This window comes from Streptomyces sp. NBC_00316, assembly GCF_036158715.1.
GTDB lineage: Bacteria > Actinomycetota > Actinomycetes > Streptomycetales > Streptomycetaceae > Streptomyces.
Genome location: NZ_CP108023.1, coordinates 8,513,126 through 8,531,576, shown reverse-complemented (window position 1 = coordinate 8,531,576; position 18,451 = coordinate 8,513,126). Strand labels below are relative to the sequence as shown.

General features: G+C 69.4%; 18 protein-coding genes and 2 pseudogenes. 13 read left to right on the top strand and 7 right to left on the bottom strand.

The genetic code is table 11. From position 1 onward, the window contains the following. The first annotated feature begins 133 nt into the window (after positions 1 to 133). From OG878_RS38100 to OG878_RS38075, 6 genes are all read left to right on the top strand, one after another. On the top strand, positions 134 to 742 hold the full coding sequence (locus OG878_RS38100) for an RNA polymerase sigma factor (RefSeq protein WP_328891008.1): 609 nt from the start codon (positions 134 to 136) through the stop codon (positions 740 to 742). Then, positions 739 to 1,665: a CU044_5270 family protein gene (locus OG878_RS38095; protein WP_328891007.1), complete on the top strand. Its 927-nt coding sequence runs from the start codon at positions 739 to 741 to the stop codon at positions 1,663 to 1,665. Before OG878_RS38100 ends, OG878_RS38095 begins: the two co-directional genes overlap by 4 nt. Positions 1,666 to 2,419: 754 nt before the next feature. Beyond that, positions 2,420 to 3,694 (top strand): hypothetical protein, encoded by a 1,275-nt coding sequence (locus tag OG878_RS38090; RefSeq protein ID WP_328891006.1) that lies wholly within the window; start codon positions 2,420 to 2,422, stop codon positions 3,692 to 3,694. Positions 3,695 to 3,757: 63 nt separating this feature from the next. Further along, positions 3,758 to 4,069 (top strand): hypothetical protein, encoded by a 312-nt coding sequence (locus OG878_RS38085; RefSeq protein WP_328891005.1) that lies wholly within the window; start codon positions 3,758 to 3,760, stop codon positions 4,067 to 4,069. 105 nt (positions 4,070 to 4,174) lie between these two features. Further along, the gene (locus tag OG878_RS38080; RefSeq protein ID WP_328891004.1) at positions 4,175 to 4,306 is read left to right on the top strand and encodes a hypothetical protein; all 132 of its coding nucleotides are present in this window, start codon (positions 4,175 to 4,177) and stop codon (positions 4,304 to 4,306) included. Positions 4,307 to 4,626: 320 nt separating this feature from the next. Further along, complete coding sequence (locus OG878_RS38075) at positions 4,627 to 4,830, top strand: NAD-binding protein (protein ID WP_328891003.1); 204 nt, start codon at positions 4,627 to 4,629, stop codon at positions 4,828 to 4,830. A gap of 108 nt (positions 4,831 to 4,938) precedes the next feature. Here the strand turns inward: OG878_RS38075 and OG878_RS38070 are convergent, their stop codons facing one another. Then, positions 4,939 to 5,508 (bottom strand): TetR/AcrR family transcriptional regulator, encoded by a 570-nt coding sequence (locus tag OG878_RS38070; RefSeq protein WP_328891002.1) that lies wholly within the window; start codon positions 5,506 to 5,508, stop codon positions 4,939 to 4,941. Between the two features lie 283 nt (positions 5,509 to 5,791). Between OG878_RS38070 and OG878_RS38065 the strand changes: the two genes are divergently transcribed. Then, positions 5,792 to 7,126: a carboxypeptidase regulatory-like domain-containing protein gene (locus OG878_RS38065; protein ID WP_328891001.1), complete on the top strand. Its 1,335-nt coding sequence runs from the start codon at positions 5,792 to 5,794 to the stop codon at positions 7,124 to 7,126. Between the two features lie 561 nt (positions 7,127 to 7,687). Here the strand turns inward: OG878_RS38065 and OG878_RS38060 are convergent. Next, positions 7,688 to 8,009, bottom strand: a pseudogene (locus tag OG878_RS38060) (RNA polymerase sigma factor); the annotation flags it as partial. Between the two features lie 495 nt (positions 8,010 to 8,504). Between OG878_RS38060 and OG878_RS38055 the strand changes: the two are divergent. From OG878_RS38055 to OG878_RS38035, 5 genes are all read left to right on the top strand, one after another. Continuing rightward, a complete protein-coding gene (locus OG878_RS38055; RefSeq protein ID WP_328891000.1) occupies positions 8,505 to 8,795 on the top strand; it encodes a hypothetical protein in 291 nt (96 codons plus the stop codon). 259 nt (positions 8,796 to 9,054) lie between these two features. Then, positions 9,055 to 11,322 carry a helix-turn-helix domain-containing protein gene (locus OG878_RS38050; RefSeq protein ID WP_328890999.1) on the top strand — a complete coding sequence of 756 codons (2,268 nt, stop codon included), beginning with the start codon at positions 9,055 to 9,057 and terminating at the stop codon, positions 11,320 to 11,322. 259 nt (positions 11,323 to 11,581) lie between these two features. Continuing rightward, positions 11,582 to 12,220: a Type 1 glutamine amidotransferase-like domain-containing protein gene (locus tag OG878_RS38045; RefSeq protein WP_328890998.1), complete on the top strand. Its 639-nt coding sequence runs from the start codon at positions 11,582 to 11,584 to the stop codon at positions 12,218 to 12,220. A 372-nt stretch (positions 12,221 to 12,592) separates the two neighbouring features. Further along, the gene (locus OG878_RS38040) at positions 12,593 to 13,432 is read left to right on the top strand and encodes an endonuclease/exonuclease/phosphatase family protein (protein ID WP_328891522.1); all 840 of its coding nucleotides are present in this window, start codon (positions 12,593 to 12,595) and stop codon (positions 13,430 to 13,432) included. 177 nt (positions 13,433 to 13,609) lie between these two features. Further along, the gene (locus OG878_RS38035) at positions 13,610 to 14,155 is read left to right on the top strand and encodes an HAD-IA family hydrolase (protein ID WP_328890997.1); all 546 of its coding nucleotides are present in this window, start codon (positions 13,610 to 13,612) and stop codon (positions 14,153 to 14,155) included. Positions 14,156 to 14,269: 114 nt separating this feature from the next. On the opposite strand, the pseudogene OG878_RS42455 reads toward OG878_RS38035, so the two are convergent. The 3 genes and pseudogenes from OG878_RS42455 to OG878_RS38025 all read right to left on the bottom strand — a co-directional run. Beyond that, positions 14,270 to 14,410: pseudogene (locus tag OG878_RS42455) on the bottom strand (DUF6980 family protein); the annotation flags it as partial. A gap of 78 nt (positions 14,411 to 14,488) precedes the next feature. Beyond that, entirely contained in the window at positions 14,489 to 15,028 is a 540-nt protein-coding gene (locus OG878_RS38030) for a GNAT family N-acetyltransferase (RefSeq protein WP_328890996.1), read from the bottom strand. Between the two features lie 90 nt (positions 15,029 to 15,118). Further along, complete coding sequence (locus OG878_RS38025; protein WP_328890995.1) at positions 15,119 to 16,252, bottom strand: glutathione-independent formaldehyde dehydrogenase; 1,134 nt, start codon at positions 16,250 to 16,252, stop codon at positions 15,119 to 15,121. A 170-nt stretch (positions 16,253 to 16,422) separates the two neighbouring features. Between OG878_RS38025 and OG878_RS38020 the strand changes: the two genes are divergently transcribed. Beyond that, a complete protein-coding gene (locus tag OG878_RS38020; protein ID WP_030931808.1) occupies positions 16,423 to 16,614 on the top strand; it encodes a hypothetical protein in 192 nt (63 codons plus the stop codon). Between the two features lie 426 nt (positions 16,615 to 17,040). Here OG878_RS38020 and OG878_RS38015 read toward each other — a convergent pair whose 3' ends face one another. Further along, complete coding sequence (locus OG878_RS38015) at positions 17,041 to 17,304, bottom strand: FAD-dependent oxidoreductase (RefSeq protein WP_328890994.1); 264 nt, start codon at positions 17,302 to 17,304, stop codon at positions 17,041 to 17,043. Continuing rightward, on the bottom strand, positions 17,301 to 18,434 hold the full coding sequence (locus tag OG878_RS38010; protein ID WP_328890993.1) for an MFS transporter: 1,134 nt from the start codon (positions 18,432 to 18,434) through the stop codon (positions 17,301 to 17,303). Before OG878_RS38010 ends, OG878_RS38015 begins: the two co-directional genes overlap by 4 nt. Positions 18,435 to 18,451 lie beyond the last annotated feature (17 nt).

Genomic DNA, 18,451 nt, shown 5'->3' with positions numbered 1-18,451 from the left:
GGCTCAGTGGGAAATTCCGGGCTCCGCGCGAGAATCGGTGAAATGGGCGAGGCGAGGAGCAGCCCGAACGCTCCGGCGCGCCGGCGACAAGTACCGGGTGAGACCGCCGACCGGTGGTCGAGAGGGAGGGCCCGTGAACAAGAACGGGGACACCGGGGGAACCCGGGACTTGACCGGGGCGCGGGACGACGACTCGCTGGCACGCTCCGTGCGCGACCCGGCCGCGTTCGAGCCGCTGGTGACGCAGCACTCCACCGCCCTGCACGGCTACTTCGCCCGCCGCGCACCCGTCGCTGCCGACGACCTGCTCGCCGAGCTGTGGCTCCAGGCGTACGCCGCCAGACGCAACTTCGATCCGGCGCGCGGCTCGGCCCGTGCCTGGCTGTTCGGTGTGGCCAGGAACGTGCTGTCCGCACACTGGCGCAGGCTCGCTCAGGACCGTCCTGGGCTGCCGCCAGGCGACGCGGACGTCATGGACTGGGCAGCCGTCGACGACCGGCTCGACGCATCCGCTCTCGCGCCCGAGCTCCGCCGCGTCATCAGCGAACTCCCCGACGAGGAGAAGGAGTTGTTGCTGCTGATCGCCTGGGAGCAGCTCACCCCGACGGAAGCGGCCGCAGTGGTCGGCATCCCTGCGGGCACCGCACGGTCGCGGCTGCACCGCGCCCGCAGCCGACTGCGGGCGCACGCGGCGCTCGCCCCGGCCAAGACCCGCATCCGGCTGACTGGAGAACTGACATGACCGACAACGCACAGTCCCACGGCTCCCTCGGCGTGCTCGACTTCCCCGGCGCGGACGACCTGATCGCGGCGGGAGTCGTCGAACCGCCCTCGGCCCGGGTGGTGGAAGCGGCCCGCGCCCGGATTTCGGCGCGCCCCGTCGTCGTACCCCTCGAAGCGCCTCGGCGGAAGCAGTCCCGCAGTCGGCGTCTGCTCGTCGCGGCGGCAGCGGTCGCGGCGATCGCCGCAGGCGCGGTGGCGTATCCGGTGATCGGGGTCGGCGAGAGCAAGCCGCCGGCGTCCGCGTCCGCGGCGGAGTTCCTGAACAGGATGGCGGCGACGGCCGCGGGCGCGGCCGAGACGGATGCACCGTACTGGAAGGTGCACGTCGAGGTCGACAACCAGGACGACGGGCAGCGTCGGTCGACTTCGTGGTTCGACCGTGAGGGGCACCTCTGGTTCCGGAACGCGAACGGGAACATCGAGAAGCCGGTTCCCGGCGGCAAGTTGAAGGCCTGGCCGGTGGGCGACGAGTTCCTCACCTGGACGCAGCTGGAGAGCCTGCCGACGGACCCGGACGCGCTGGAGACGCGGCTCGGTGACGATGCCTTCGGCAAGGCGTCGGCCCTGCTCGAGGACGCCCCGCTCGCCCCGGAGGTGCGCGCGGCACTCTTCAAGATCATGGCAAGGACCGAGGGTGTGAAGCTCATCGGCCAGGTCGAGGACACCAAGGGCCGCAAGGGGACGGCTGTGGAGTTCACCGGTCGGGCGGGATGGATGGAGGACCCCGCCACAGGCAAGAGGACCACACTTCCTTCCCGCACCACCCGACTCGTGATCGACCCGCAGTCGGGCAAGCTCCTGGAGTCGTACGACACGGCCAAGGGCATGGCGGACTCCCGCGCCACCTACCTGGAAGTCGGCCCGGTCGACAAGATCAGCTGAACCACCGGACGGGGGCCGGGACCCGTGGACGGGAGTGCGCGCACCCGCACCCCCGTCCGTGGGGACCCCCGCAAGCCGCACGCCTGATCCGGCCTGGGCGCTCTTCCAGCCGGTCCGAAAGGCTTTGGATTCAGGCGCGTTGACGGCCTGTGAGTGAGCTGGTGGAGGATGCGCGGACGTGGTCGCCGGACCCGCTGGAGGCGGTGCATGCGCCGGCGGTGTCCGCCCTGGTCGAGGGCCGGGATCGGGTAGAGGCTGCCTTCCTCTTCAAGGTATCGGTCATGGCCGTGGACAATCGGTCGGCAAACGGCAGGCTGACGGGTGGGACGCGCTGCTGTTCCGGTGGCGAGGCCGTCGCGTGTGCAGTTTCGACGCGGTCGAGCGAGCCGGGCTTCGCAGCCGAACCCTGCACCGGCACCGGCCGGGTCGCGGAGAGGACGAGGCCCGACCGCCTTCCGTCACCTCTCGCATCGGCGCCGCCCGACCAGCGGGTATGTCGGTCTTGTGTCGTTCATATGTCATCTCCCGCCGATCCATGGAAGATCGTGCACCCACCTGATCGAATACGGATCCGGCTGGTGGTGCGGAACGCCAACGGCGGTACGCCGTAGAACTCGTGGGCGTCGTGGCGCACCGGTGAGCCCTTCTTCGACCAGCCCTGGGCTGACGATGACCAGCCCGTGGAGATCTCCGGCCTCACCTGTGGGCGCCGGAGGCGTAGCAAGAAATGATCACGCACTTCCTGGAGCAGTGAATGACTTCGCAGCGATCGAACCTTCCCGGCCGCCCGTCACGCCGCGCCGTGCTCGCCGCCGGAGCCGCCGTTGGCGGCCTCACGGCCTTCGGCGCCACCCCGGCTCATGCCGGCAGCGTCCGTCGGCCGGTCGGCGCCGCGGGCAGCCGCCTCGGGTCCGGTGGCTCGCTCTACTCCGTGGTCGAGGCCTACAGCAAGTGGCACCACCGCACCGGAACCGGTGACGAGGCCGCCGCGCTCCGGTGGCTCGAGCGCGAGCTACGGGATCTGGGCGCGGTCACCGGCCGCTGGAACTACGACTACCCGCACTACGAGTGGAAGGCACAGGTCCGGGTCGGCAACGTCAGCGTGCCGACCGTCCCGCTGTACTACGAGGGAGTCGGCCGGGTGAAGGGCCGCGCGGACTTCGTGCGGCCCGTGACGACCAGCAAGGACGGGAGCGACCCCGCCGTGCTTGCGGCGGTGGCCGAGGCCGCCCAGGCCGGAGCCTCGGTGGCGGTCCTGCCCACGACCAGCACGACCGCCACCTACCCGGCGTACGACGGGCTGGTGGCCTACAACAGCGACCCCGACGCACCGAAGAGCGGCATCCCCACCCTGCTCGTCCCCGGACGGTTCGCGGATCGGATCCAGCGGTACGGAGCCGACGTCGACTTCAGGGCGCGGACCGTTCCGGCGCGTACGTACTGCCTGACCGGCTGGTTCGGCACGCGTACGCCGGTCTCCGACCCCGTCATCGTCACCACCCCCCTGAGCGGATGGTTCACCTGCGCGGCCGAGCGCGGAACCGGCCTCGCGCTGGCCCTGGCGCTGGCCGTCGAGCTCTCCCGCGAGCACCCGGTGTTCTTCCTCGGCAACACCGGCCACGAGCTCAACAACTACGGTGTACGCGCCTACCTGACCGACGAGTTCGACCTCCGGCCACGCGCGGTCTTCCACCTGGGCTCCGCTCTCGCGGCGGCCGCCCCCGGCCCCGACGGGCGCTTCGAACTGGCACCCCGGGGTGCTGCCAGCAACCCTGGCTTCGACGGGGTTCCCGGCCTCGCAGCCCACCTCGCCGGCGCGCGGTTCAATCCGGCCGCCAAGTTCCCCGGTGAGGGCGCGGTGTGGAACCAGGCCCTCGGGCCCTCTGTCCCGCTGCTCTCGCTGGCCGGCAACTTCCGCGAGTTCCACTCCCCGGACGACCTGCCCCACGTCACGACCTCGCCCGAGGTGCTGGAGCAGGCCTTCAACGCAGTGCGGGCCGCGGCGCACGACCTGATCCGTGCCACCTGAGCGTTGGGGTGGCACTCCCCGGCCCGCCGGCCACCTTCACGGCCGGCGGCCGCTCCACCCACCGTGCGGTGGACCGCCCAGCCCATCCCGGCGACCCGCACCAGTTCCTCCACCGTCGTATCGAGCGGCGCGAAGGCGAACGTGCTGCGGCTCCGACGTACCGGCACCCACCGCCGGCGGACAGGGGACGGGCCCTGGTGTCCGAATTCAGCGACGGCGGGCAGCCGGACGGCCGCGCTGCGTCAGGTGCACGAGTGGCAGGGCCGGCTGGACATCGTGATCAACTGCGCCGCACCGCTGCTGACCGTCAGCCCGCTGGCCGAGGCCGACGAGGCAGCCGTGAGCGAGGCACTCAACGCCAAGACCGTCGGCTAACTCGTCGCCCGAGGCCGTGGACGAACTCGTCGCGCTGGGCGCGCCGGCTCCGTCCCCGAACTGTTCGCTGCCGGGCCGCTGTCGTCGCTGGCCGACGATGCCGCCGTGGCCGCGGTCTTCGACGAGGCGGTGCTCGCCGAGGCGGGGCCGGACGCCGTCCACGTCAGCATGTCGACGATCTCGGTCGAGGCCGGGCGCGCCCTGACGGAACGGCACAGAGCCGCCGGAGTGGGGTAGCTGGCGGTCCCGGTGCTGGGGCGTCCGTCGGTCGCGGAGGCGGGGCAGCTCAACCTGCTCGCCGCCGGCGACAGCGGGTTGATCGAGTCCCTGGAGCCCGTGTTCTCGGTACTTGGCCGACGGACCTGGAGGGTGGGTGAACAGCCATGGCAGGCCAACGTCGTGAAGATCACCATGAACCTTCTGATCATCCACGCACTGGAGGCGATGGCGGAGGGCTTCACCCTGGCGGAGCGGTATGGCGTCGACGCCCACGACCTGCACGCGCTGATCGCGGGGACCGTGTTCCCGGGCGCGGTGTACCAGGGCTACGGCAGGGCATGGCGGACCGTGAGTATCTGCCGGCCGGCTTCCGCACCACGTTGGGCAGCAAGGACCTCGGTCTGGCCGAGGCCGCCGCCGAATCGGCCGTACTGGAACTGCCCACCATGTCCGCCCTGCGGCAGACGTTCGGGACCGCGATCAGCCGCGGCATGGCCGACCACGACTGGGCGTCGATCGCAGAAGTGCTGCGAAAAGACTGACCGGCACACCCATCCATCCGACCCGAGAAGGGTGTTTCCGTGGACGCCGCTGTCTGAGCGCGGAGAGAACGGTCCCCCGGAAGGCGGCGCGGTGGTACGCGGCACGTGTCAGCCGGTCGCTGCGATCGCGCCGTCGATGAGGCGGCGGGCCGCCGCGTCGGTGCGGGCGGCGTCATGGGTCACCAGTCGGTCCTGGCACAACCCGCGCAGACCGGAGACGATCAGCGTGGCCCCGGCCCGCGCCTGCTCCGGCGGGTGGCCCAGCCGAACGTAAGCGGCGGCGATCGGACCGATCATGACCTCGACGGTGTCGGCGGCGAGGTTGCCGTACTGCTGCGGATCCGTGGGGGCCAGGCTCAGCAGCTGCAGCAGCATGCGGATCGGCCCGGACTGCTCCCCGGCGGTCATCGCGTCCCACAGGGCATGGGCGGCCCGGCGTAGGCCGGCGGTGTCGTGGACGTCGTCGAACATCGCGTGGGCGTCGGGGCGGTTGGCGATCAGTGCCTGCGCCAACAGATTCTGGCGGCTGCCGAAGTAGTACAGAAGCATGCGTTTGGTGGTTCCGATTGCCTCGGCGAGCGGGCTCAGCGACATCTGCGCGAGACCGTGTTGCTGGAGGTGTGACACGACCTGCTGCAGCAGCTCGGCGCGCTTTTCCACATTGATGGGGCGAGGCATGGCTTTGACTGTACCGGTCGGTACGCGTAGGGTCCGCGGGGCGTAGATGTGCCAATCGGTACATTAACGGAGCGTGCAATGGCGACGGCCAGGCGCGAAGAACGTAGAGGGGCGCCATGGAACTGGCTGCACTGCAGGTGACGATCACGGAGGGCAGGCCCGGAGGGCGTGAGCCCGCGGTCTCCCGGCGGAGGTCCGGCCGCACGTCGGCTCGTGGCGTCCGAGGGGCGGGCCTGTGAAGCACCGGATGGAGCGTCCTCGGGGCATACCGTGGGCCAGGACCTTGGCCGAGACCCTGATGTTCCCGGCGATACTCTTCCTCGGCCTTCTGTTCTGCTTCTCCTCGGCGTTTCACGCGCCCCAGCCGCACCACACGAAGATCGTGGTCGCTCACCGCGCACTGGAACGCCAGGTCGACACCGCTCTGCAGCGGGCGCATTCCGACGGGTTCGACGTCACCGCCGTGGCAGACGCCCGGCAGGCCCGCCGGGCGGTGCTGGACCGGGACGCCGTGGCGGGTTACGCCGCCGAGGGCAAAAACAGCGTGCTGTACGTGGCCAAGGCCAACGGGATGTCCCTGGAGCAGGCGCTGACCCAGGGCTTCACCCAGCTTGCGGCGCACAACCACCAGAAGCTCACAGTCACGGACGTGGCACCTACCGTGAGCAAGGACCAGAACGGCACGACCCTGGTCTACCTCGGAGTCGCCTGGAGCGTCCCCGGCTACATCCTCGCGACGACCCTGCTGCGGGCGGTGACCTTCAACCGCCGCAGGAAACTGATGACGATCGCGGGCGTCGCCGCACTCTTCAGCATCGTGGGCTTTCTCGTCGGCGTATGGCTGAACTACCTCCCCAACGAGCCCTCGGCCCTGGCGATCGGCTTCCTGCTCACCACCGCGGTGGCCACGTTCTCCGCCGGCGTGGCGCCGTTCACGAAGCAGTTCTTCCCCATGGTGGGTATGGGCCTGTTCATCGTGCTGAGCGTTCCCACCAGTGGCGTGGCTCCCATTCCGCTGCTGCCGACGTTCTTCCAGGACCTGCATGCCGTCATGCCGCTGGGCAACGCGGTGGACGCCCTGAAGGGCGTCCTGTACTTCGACGATGCGGGCGTGCTCAGGCCGGTCCTCGTGCTCTGCGCCTGGATCGCGGTGGGCATCGCCCTGCTGGGCCTCGACGCGTGGCGGCACCACCGCGAGACCGCACAAGGGGACGCGGAGGACGAGCAGGAGGACATTCCGGAGCCACCGGTGGAGGACCCGTCCGTGGAGGTGCCCACGCCGACCGCGCTTCCCGTCCACCGCCACCACCACTTCGGCGAGCCGCTGCCGATGCTGGAGGGCACCGTCCGCGACGACGAGCAGCAGCCCGTCCGCCACGCCGCCGTGACCGTCATGGACACCCGCGGCCAGCAGTTGGTGCGGACCACGACGAACGCGCAGGGCGCGTACGCCGTGACCGGTCTGCCCGAGGGACACATCGCCGTTGTGGTCTCGTACCCCGGCCGGAATCCGGTGGTGCACCAGAAGCTGCTGCAGTCCGGTGTGGCCGTCCAGGCCGACTTCACCCTGCACGTCCGCCCCAGCCGGGCGCCAACTCGTGTGCTGTCGCAGCGCTGACGCGAGCATGCGGGTGGCGTACACCAGGGCCTCGACGTCCACGCCGACAGCGGTAAGCACAAAGCCCCGTGACCCGGGACACCCCAACGAGGCACCCCAGCACCGGGAAACGGGCGGCGTCAAGTCCATCGGGACCTACCGGCTGGGTACTTGGGGCCCCAGCCGGCGATCTGGTCGTGCGTTCGCGGCTGGCCGTATTTCGCTCACCGGCCGACTCACGCGACGGTGCGAGCCCGGTCGGTCAAGGCGAGCGTCGCCGTCCCGCGTTCTGCGGTGCGCTGCGAGAGCGCGTCGGGAAGGGAACGCCGTAGCGGGCGAAACAACCGGACCCGGCTCGGGGCCCTCCCTCACGAGGGACGGCTCGGGGAAGTGCACTCGGCCCGCCCTCGTCGCAGGGCAGTCGCGCAGGTCCCGGTGCCGGAAGCTGCTGCAGCTCGAAAGTCCGGGGTCCTGCTGCCTGGCCGGGCAGCAGGACCCACAGCTCAGCTGTCCCCGTTCACGGCCGGATTCAGCCGGCGGTCTTCGCAGGTGTCTCGCCGTGCCGGTCGACGACGCCGCGTTCCGGCCGACCGTCTCGTCCGCGAAGTCCTCCACCGACCGGGGCTCCGGGCTGCGCGCCAGGAAGGCGCGCCGTCGGCGCAGACCGCGGTTGGCGTTGTGCGCCTTGTGCGTCGCGATGCCGAGCAGCCACGGTGTGAGTGACCAGCCCTCCGGATCCACCGTCTCCCGGGTACGCCAGACGGCGAGAAAGGTCTCGGACATCACTTCCTCGGCCTCCGACCAGTTGCCGGTCAGCCGCAGGGCATGGCTGTAGACCGCGAGCGTTCTGGTCGTACAGCTCGGCGAACGCCGCACGGTCCCCCGCCCGTACTCGCGCCCGCAACGACTCATTGGGTTCTGTATGCCTCACACCTTTTACTCTCCGCAGGCCCGGCCCCGTTCCCGTGCGCTGTGTCACACCATCGTGAGGGGACGAAGTGCTGTGGGGGACGAGCAGGACGAGGCCTTGCACGTTCCATCGTCGCTGCTCTGCTGCTGCGTTCTCGCCGGCACGGGCACCGAACGGCCGGGCAGATCGCGCTCCCGAGATCACCGCCCATCCCCGGGGTCCAGGAGTCACGCCTGCCTGCCACGGCGTCGGTTCCGAGCGGGGCCGACGCCGCGGCAGCCGCAGCCTCCACGGCTGCTCTTCGGTGGAGAGCGACCGCCGTGCTGTCCGGCCACGTCCGGTGCACGCTTGTGCCCCACCGGTAGGTGCTGTCACAGCTTCCCCGGCTACTCGGTCAAACCGGATGCGGGGCCGTGCCATGCAAGCTCTTCCGCGCCGCACCGCTCGGGATTCGCAAGACTCCAGGATTGAGCCCAAGGGAGATGGAAAGTGCCCCGAGACCTCCACCACGACTCCGGTCCCGCTGCCGGCGTCTCCCTGGCGGCAGAGGCCGCCCTGCTCGAAGCTCGTCTGCGCATGCTTCGCGAGGAACTCGACACGGTTGACGCGCGCATCGAGGCCGTCTCCGACGCCCTGCGGCAGCTGCGCCGCTCGGCGGCCTCCGCCGAGCCGGACAAGAGTGAGGACCACGGTGGTCTGACCGCCCACGACGGTGCCGCTTCCGACTCGGACGACCCATGCCTCACGTGGCTCCACGGCTCCATCACGTGCAGCCCTTAGGGAGCATGTCGAGTCGTGATCAATCTGTGAAGTTCGCCTTCATGGTGGGTCCTGATCGGGTCGCCTTGAACGGCGTGGTTGCGCAACTGGGCGACGGGAGCGGCAGTTCATCGATTCGTACCCCCGAGCGTCTCCGGCAGCCGCTCGACGCCGCGATCTGACTGTTCAGGACGGGCGGGCAGGGGCGGGAGACACCGAGGGAGTTCAGTACCCGGCCGACCGTCCACAACCGCGGCGGGGTGGAGAAGGAGGAGGGGTTGTGTCCGGGGAGAGGCCGTTCGGGGTTGTGCTGCGTGGCCTGCGGCAGCAAGTCGGTTGGACCATGGAGGATCTCGCTGAGTCCTCGGGGGTGAGTGCCCGGGCGATCGGCGATATGGAGCGGGGGCGTAGCCGGGTTCCGCGGTGGCGCACAGTGGCGGCACTCGCGGAGGGGCTGGGACTGGAGGACCAGGAGCGGGAAGTCTTGCTGGCGGCCGCGCGGGCGGCGCGTCCGGTGAGTGCGGCGGCAGTGGCGGGGGCGGGGGCTGCGGTGCCGCCGAGGTCCGTGGGGGACTTCACGGGGCGCGGTGCGGAGTTGGCCTGGCTGCGGAAGGCTGCGGAACGGGCAGGTTCGGACGTGGGGGCGGCGGTGTGCGTTGTCTCGGGTCCTCCGGGGTGCGGGAAGACGACGCTGGCGCTGAGGGCGGCGGCGGACCTGGCAGGGGAGTTCCCTGACGGGTGTTTTGTGGTGGACCTGCACGGGGTCGATGGTCCTGTGGACCCGGGCGAGGCGCTGCTGAAGCTGCTGAAGGCCCTGGGAGTGTCGGACCTCCGGCTGGCGCAGGAGGACTCGGCCGGGCGTGCGGGGTTGTTGCGCGCGTTGCTCGGTGAGCGTGGGTGCCTGGTGGTGTTGGACAACGCGCGCGACGAGGGGCAGGTGCGTGCGCTGCTGCCCGCGGGCGGGCGAAGCCTGGTGCTGATAACCAGTCGGAGGCCGTTGACCGGGCTGGAGGATGTCGAACGGCTGGCGCTGTCGGAGATGGCACAGGCCGAGGCGGTCGAGCTGCTGAGCCGAATCCTGGGCAAGGAACGGGCCGAGGCAGAAACCGAGGCCGTGGCGCGGGTGGCAGAGCTGTGCGGGTGTCTGCCGTTGGCTTTGCGGGTGGCGGGGAACTGGCTGACGGTCCGCTCTGGATGGAGCGTGGACCACCTGGTCCGCCGCCTGGCCGACGAGGAGCGCCGCCTGGGCGCGCTGGCTGCCGGGGATGTGCGGGTGGAGGCGGCGTTCGAGCTGTCCTACCGGCAGCTGGATCCTCCGGCCGCGCAGATGCTGCGGCTGCTCAGCCTGGTCCCGGGGCCGGACATGACCGCCGCCTACGGCGCGGCTTTGACTGCGACCGGGGTCTTCGAGGCTGAGGACGTGATGGAGGAGCTGGTCGAGGCCGGGCTGCTCCAGGCCACCTTCACCGGCCGCTACCAACTGCACGACCTGCTGCGGCTGTTCGCCCGCACCCACCTCTCGCGCGTGGGGGAGCCTGGTGAGCGGGAGGCGGCCGAGGACCGGCTGCGGACCTGGCTGCTGGAGACGGCTGTGGTCGCCGGCCGCTGGTACAAGCCCGGGTACGGGGCGCCGCCGTCCTCCTGGCAGGGCCTGGTCCCGCTGGAGAGCGCCGAACAGGCCCGGGCCTGGCTCCAGAGCGAAGCCCCGGCCTGGCTCGCCGCGCTGCGCAGCGCGGCCCATCGGGGAGAGCACACCCGGGTCGTTGAGACCGCCGATGCCATGGAATGGTTCTGCGACCTGTGGGTCTTCTGGGGCCACTGGCCCGAGGTCTACCGCCTGTCCAGCCAGGCCGCCGCCGCACTCGACGACCCGTACCTGCAAGCCTTCCACCTCAACTGCTACTCCTGGGCCCTGAACAACTGCGAACGCCGCCACCGGGAGGCCGTCGAGCGGGCCGACGAAGCGCTGGAATACGCCCGCCGCGCACAGGACACCTCCCAACAAGCCTCGGCACTGCTGCACGCGGCATTCACGCACCTGCAACTCGGCGAGGCCCAGGCGGCCGCCGACAAGTCGCTCGCCTCCATCGACGTGTCGGAAGGCGCCGGTGATCACGAGCGCTGGATCCAAGCCATGACGAACTACGGAGCCTCCCTGCGCCTGCTCGACCGTGCCGAGGAGGCCCTGATCCAGAACAAGCGCATCATCGCCTTCCTCGATGCATCCGACTGCCCGGTGAGCGGGCACGTCGCCGACATCTTCCGTGCCACCACCACCTACGCACTTGGTCGCGACCACGCCGCTCTGGGGCGGTGGTGCGAAGCAGCCGGCCACTATCGCAATGCTGTGGTCCAGTCCAGGCGCATCGGCCTGACCCGCAGAGAGAGTCAGTCGCTGGTGTATCTGGGAAAGGCCCTGATTGAACTGGGAGAATTCGAGGAAGCACGCTCCTGCGTCTCTCAGGCCCTCGCCCTCGACGACGACGCGGCAGACCCCGAAGCCCTGAAGACCGCGCAGAAGCTTCTGGACACGCTCCCCTCCGAGTGAGCAACGCCTGCCGCTCGGTGTGCCCGGAGCTCCCGGCAGTGCCTGCATCCGCCCGGCACCGGGGACGGGACCACGGCCGCGGGGTGCTCATCGGCCACGTGGTGGCCGATGGGTGAGGCGGGCAGACTCACGGACCGGGCGGGCACCTGCTGCTCCCGGGAGCGGGCTGGCGTACCGCTCCGTCTGCTGGTCCTGGCGAGTCATGAGGGGTTCAAGCAGAATCCAGGCATGTCTAGTGCTGTGACCGCTGGAGACCGACATGCGACTTCTTCTCAGCTCCTGGTATCTCAAGCCGGATGATCGCCCTGCCGTTCTGCCACCTCCAACCAGTACAGGGCGAGCAGGCATCGTGCTGAATGCGCTCGATCAGTACGGCCATTCACGGGACCGCGACCTGCCGCGTGAGGTGCACACCTGGGAGACCTTCGGGTACACCTGCGAAGAACTCGACCTTCGCGACCACTTCTCCGCCCCCGAGGACCTGCGAAACCGCGTGGCGGATTTCGACCTGGTCCGGGCACTGGGCGGCAACGCCTTCGTCCTGGCTCGTGCGATGACGCGGTCCCGCTTCGCTGATGCGGTGAAGGAGCGACTGAACCGGCCGAGTTCGTCTACGGCGGCTGTTCGGCCGGTGCCTGTGTTCACCGGCCCTGATCTCCGTGGCATCGACCTCATCGACGATCCGGCTGTCCGACCCGACGGCTATCCGAGCGGCATCGAACCGGACTGCCTCGGCCTGGTGCCCTTCCGCGTCGTTCCGCACTGGCGATCCGATCACCCCGACGCAGCCGGCGCGGACCAAGCCGCCGGGCATCTGACCGAGGCTGGTCTGCAACAACGCTGCCTACGTGACGGTCAGACCATCAGCGTTCAGGAGGTCTCGGACCTGGCCGCCTGACGACGTCCGTTCCACAAGTGACGACGTCACGTCGGCCGTCTCCTGCTCGAGCGAGCCCCCCGATTCCCAGCATTCCACCTGCACCTTGCACGAGGCTCCGACCGGCCACACTGGACCGCTGCGGCGGCTCCCCCTGAAGGGACCTGCCACGCTCCGTGTGCTGTCTTGGGAGAGAGCGGCTGCCTGAGTGACGAAGGCCAGGGTGGCCCACACTCCTGCGCGGCTTCCTCTCAAGGGCGACGGCGTTCATCAACTCATGTGCAACATCGCCCGCTTGCACCACCTTGCCCGCTCCGGACAGCTGACGCCTGGTGCCTGACGCCTGGCATGCTCCAGGATGCTCAGGCGAGGCGGAGAGAAAGGGTGACAGTGATGCGCGTGCTGACATGGAACCTATGGTGGCGCTTCGGCCCCTGGGAGGAACGGCGGAAGGCCATCCTCACGGTGCTGGACGAACTCCAACCCGATGTCATCGGTCTGCAGGAGGTGTGGGCCTGCGGCGGGGAGAACCTTGCGGAATGGCTCGCGTCCCGCCTTGGCATGCACTGGATCTTGGCACCGTCCCGTGCACCGCAGGGGTGGCAAAGACGGCTTGGGGACTCAACGGTCGACATCGGCAACGCCGTGCTGAGCCGCTGGCCCATCGCGAAGCACGACATGGTGGAGCTGCCGACCCGTCAGGGGGACGAAGACGGCCGCCTGGCTCTGTACGCACGCATCGACGCTCCCACGTACCAGGTGCCGTTCTTCACCACGCACCTCACCGCAGCCTTGGACGCCTCTGCTGTGCGTTGCCAGCAGGTCGGAGTCCTTGCCGAGTTCGTAAGGGCGCATCGACCTGGAACCAGCTTCCCGCCTGTCGTCACGGGCGACTTCAATGCATGGCCGGACTCCGACGAGGTACGGCAGTTCGCCGGTTACAAGGCGGCCCCTGCCGTCCCCGGCCAGGTCTTCCTCGACGCCTGGGAATACGCAGACCCTGCTCAGCCATCAGCCACCTGGTCCGCGGCCAACCCGTATGTCGCAGCTGGATTCGAACCAAGTGCCCGCGTCGACTACATCTACGTAGGCCCACCAGGCCCTGAAGGTCTTGGATCCGTCAGCTCTGTCCAACGTGTCGGCGACGAGCCTGTGGATGGCGTCTGGCCATCCGACCACGCCGCTGTCCTCGCAGACCTGAGGGGACCCACAGATCCTCAGCTTCGGCCCTGACAGGCACCTCCGCACAGCCTTCGGTTGGCCACTTCGACGCTCAGCCAGTGGTGTTCCTCCCCGGGACGGCTCCGCTGTCCAGCGGTGACCTGGCAGGAGCAGGGCCATGAGTGACTTGCCCTTTGATGCCGTGCTCTGCGACTCCGACGGCGTGCTGCGTCTGTGGGACCCGGACGGATGACCGCGCTTGACCGTGCGGCGGGGTTGCCCGAGGGGACACTGGCGGCTGCGGCCTTCCGAACCGACCTGCATGATGCGGCGGTCACCGGGGCGATCAGTGACGATCAGTGGCGAGCCCAGGTGGCGGAGGACCTCACCCGTACCTGCGGGTCGGCCGGCCGGGCCCGGGATCTCGTGGAGAGTTGGAGTGCCTTGACCGGCCGTATCGACCCCGACGTCCTGACCCTCCTGGCCGGCCTCCGCAGCCGGGTGCCCGTGGTCCTGGTTTCCAACGCCACTACGCGGCTGGAGGACGATCTCGCCGCGCTGGATTTGTCCGACGCGTTCGACGCGGGGGTCAACACCGCCCGTCTCGGCCTCGCCAAGCCGGCTCCCCGGGTATTCGAAGCCGCGGCCCGGCGGGTGGGAGCGGATCTATGCAGGTGCCTGGTCATCGACGACACCCTCGGCCATGTCGCGGCTGCACGGGCAGCAGGGCTGTCGGGGCATCACTATCAGCATGTCGGCCAACTGCGGAACATCACCGCGCCACTGCTGGGCTGATCGGCCGGCGCCTGTCTGGTTCCTCACCCCCACTCGTCCTCCCGGGCGTGTATCGGCGGTGGTTGAGTGGGTGTGTCGGGCCGGGGGCAGTGAGGCGAGCCGGCCGTCGTCCCGGAACTCGGCAGGTACCTCGTCTTCGCACGGACGGATCCCGCGGCTTTCCAGTTCGTCGAACCATCGATCCCGCTGTGAGTCCGGGAGCCACTGTCCGCGCCAAGGACAGAAGTCGATCCCGATACCCGACTCCGAACCCAAGAACCAGCCAAGGCCGACTGGCGGCTGAGGATCGGTCTCGTGGCTGGGCGGGTACTCCCCGGCGGTTCCGTCGCAAACTCACCTGGACGGCGTGACCGGGGACCACATGCCGAGCCACTGCTCGGCGCCCCAGGCCTCGAACCGCTCCACCTCGGTGAACCCCAGCTTCGCCGCGAGACGCATCGAGCCGACGTTGGCGGTCTGGGTGGTGAGCACCACCGGCTCGCCGGGAAGCGCGCCGGCGAGCCAGCCGAGTGCCGCCGCGCACGCCTCGGCGGCGTACCCGAATCCCCACGCCCGTGGCAGGAACAGGTAGCCGAGGTCAGCCTTCCCCGCGGCAGCCGGGGAACGGTGCCCCTTTGCTCTCCTGAGCAGGATCTGGCCGATCATCGACCCGTCGAGATCGACGACGAAGCTCCCGGGCCACCGCTCGGGCGTCCCGGACATCTCGCGCTCAAGCTCGTCACGCGGCCGGGGGCCGCCGAGGTAGGTGTGCACCTCCGGCGAGGCGAGCAGCTCGATGAACGCCGCACGGTCCCGGGTCTCGGGCTCGCGGAGCACGAGCCTCTCGGTCCTGATCGGCTCAGGCGGCCAAGCCACGGTTCCCAGATCTTCCATCCGTGCACGCTAACAGGTGGTCAAACCAAACAACGGGAAACGCTTGACTCCACCTGGATCCGAATCCCACACAGCACCGGGGGCCTTTCGCTACGGGTGCAGCACGACCTTCGTGTAACCCTCGATCCGCTTGTCGAACTTGTCGTACGCCGACGACGCCTGGTCCAGCGGCAGTTCATGCGAGACGACGAAGCTCGGCGTCGCCCGGCCTTCGATGATCATGTCGCGCAGATACCGGTTGTAGCGCTTCACGTTGCACTGCCCCGTACCGATCCGCAGGCCCTTCTCGAAGAGTTTGCCGATCGCGACCAGGAGCATGCCGTGCTTGGACTGCTCGTCAGGGCCTCCGGGGTCGGCTGGGACGTAGAGGCCTGGTACGCCCAGCGCTCCGGTGGCCCGGACCGTGCTGACGAGCGAGTTCAGCACGGTCGCCGGTTCCTCGCGGTCCGTGCCGTGCGCCGTCGCCTGGTAGCCGACGGCGTCCACGCCCTTGTCCGTACCGATGCCCTCGGTCTGCTCCTTGATCTGCTCCACCGGATCACCCTCGGCGAAGTTGATCGGAACCGCACCGATCTCTCGGGCCTTCTCCAGTCGCTCGGGGACCCGGTCCACGACGAACACCTTCTTCGCGCCGCGCAGCAGGGCGGAGTAGGCGGCCATGAGCCCGACCGGTCCTCCGCCGTACACGGCGACGCTCTCGCCCGGGCGGACCTGGGCGAGTTCACAGCCGTGGTAGCCGGTGGGGAAGATGTCGGCGAGCATCATGAAGTCGGTCTCGTGCTCGTTTCCCGGTGGCAGCTTCAGGCAGTTGAAGTCGGCGTAGGGAACACGCAGGTACTCCGCCTGACCGCCCGGCCAGGGCCCCATGGCGACATAGCCGTAAGCGCCTCCCGCGAAGCCGGGGTTGACGGTCTGACAGAATCCGGTGAATCCCTCGACGCAATTGGTGCAGAATCCGCAGGCGACATTGAAGGGCATGACCACGCGGTCGCCCTCATTGAGCGAGGTGACGCCCTCGCCGATTTCCTCGATGATTCCCATGTTTTCGTGACCGAAGACGATGCCGGGCTCGGCCGCGGTACGCCCCTCGTACATGTGCAGGTCAGAGCCGCAGATCGCGGTGGAGGTGATCCGTACGATCACATCGTTCGGATGCTGGATCCTCGGCTTTTCGACTTCTTCGACCGCCACGGTGAACGGCTCCTTGTATACGACGGCCTTCATGGCTGCCACCTCCGGTCGGCGATGCACGCACGATTTCCACCGCAGCCCCGCACTGTTCCGCGTGACCCATATCTCATGATTCTCCCGCCTGCACCGACAGACAACCCGGTAATCTCGGGAGAAATACCCACCCAGGTGTCGCACCGAGAAACGGAAAAGGAGGGCGAGGAGTGGCAGCACAACGGCTCGGGACCCTGCTCGTCCCGGTACCCGGCCTGTCCGGTACCACGTATCCGCCCGGAACGACGGTGACTGTCCGCGGTCGCGGCGCTACGGTCGACGCATTCGTCAATGGCGACTGGCTACCGCTGTCGTGGTGGGAGTTCTCCGACGGTCTCCGCGAGGACATCGCCGACCGCTGAGTCCCGCGCACGGAACGTTCGTCTGCGCAGACGCGCCGTCGCGCAGGGTCATGCCCTCGACGTACTCCCTCACGAGGTAGGGCAACGGCACCCCGCGGTCCGTCCCGAAGACTCCGTCGTACGCCCTGTCCCCACAGCCACTCACCCACGAGCGGGAGCGGCGCCCGGGCGGCCAGGGTCATGGCCGCCCGGGCGCGCATCGTCCGCGTCGGGTGGTTCTCCGGTGGGAAAGACCGCGCTCGACGGCAACCGGACCGTCCCAGGAGCTTCGACAGGGCGGCGGGCTGCACGGTGTCCTCGGTGCACGCCATGACGGTCCGGTGCCCGTCGTTCTCCAGGTTTCGGGTCGAGCTGACGCTCACGGCCGAGCGGCGGCGCGGGGTGTCGGCCTGTGCCTCCTCGCCGGGTCCGTTGTCAGCCCGTTGATCACGTGCCGCTGCGTCGCGCCATGCCGATGATGCGGTCGGCAGCGCGACGGCCGCTGCACAGGGCGCCTTCCATCAGGCCGGTGAAGGCTGGTTCGGTGTACTCACCGGCGAGGTGGAGGTGGGTGTCCTCGCTTTCGAGGTCTGCGATGTCCTGGGGAGTCGCCGCAGCGTCGAGGGCCGCGTAGGAGCCGCGCGCCCAGGGGTCGTTGGTCCAGACGGTGGCGAGGGGCTCTGCGTCAACGAAATCGAGTCCGGGCCTCATCCGCCGTGTGGCGTCGGCCCATTGCTACGAGCTGTTGCGCAGGTCGAGGCGGTCGATGGCGGCGTGGGTTCCGATGAAGGAATGGAGAACGGGGGCGACGGTGCCTGCGGCGTCCGTGGCCGTCCAGTTCCAGAAGCGGTGTTCCACGCCCTTGGTCTCGGGGCCCGGGCCAGGCAGACCACGAAGGCGATCAGAGTGACGGCGGCCGCGATCAGCAGGGTGGGGCCGAGTCCGATGCGGTCCAGCCCGACGGGCAGCAGGTATGTGCCGGTGGCGGCGCCCAGCCGGCTGATGCCGACGGCGATTCCGACGGCGGTGGCCCGTACCTCGGTCGGGAAGAGCTCATTGGGGTAGATCCGTTCGAGGATGCTCGGGCCGCCGGAGACGATGGCGTACACGGCGAAGGAACCCACGACGAACCAGGTCGGTCCCGAGCTCCCCAGGCCCGGGGCGAGCAGAGGCAGCGCCATCAGGGCGAAGGGGACGACCGTCATGGGGCGCCGTCCCCACCGCTCCACCAGGCGTACGGCGGGCAGGACGCCGAGGGCGAAGAGTGCGGCGATGAAGAGTTCGCCGAGCGTGGCGGCGCTGGCTCCGTTGATTCCGTCGGCGGCGAGGATGGTCGCACCGAAGGTGTAGAGGGCGTACTGCGGGGTGATCTGCGCGAAGTACAGGGTTCCGCACATGATGATGCGTTTGAGGTAGCCGCCCCGGACAATGTCCGCGAGGGGCCGCGTGAAGTCGGTGGCGGGGTGGGCTGAGGCGTCACCGAGAAGCGCATCGGGGTCGAGGTCGACGCCGTAGACAGTGCGCATGACCTGTCGTGCCTGTTCGGTTCGGCCCTTGCTGAGCAGCCATCGCGGGGATTCCGGGATCCCTCGGCGCATGAGGACGACGAGGAGGCCGGCGACGGCGCCGCTGAACAGCAGCCACCGCCACAGGTGGTGGTCGCCCGAGATGCTGGTGACCATGTAGCCGACGAGGAAGGCTGCCATGGCGCCGACGGACCAGGCCGGTCCGGTCAGGCCGATCATCGCACCGCGGCTGCGGGCGGGCGTGAACTCCGCCAGCAGGGAAGAGGCAATGGGATAGTCGGCTCCGACGGCCAGCCCGATGATCAGGCGCAGCACGATCAGTTGCGCAGACG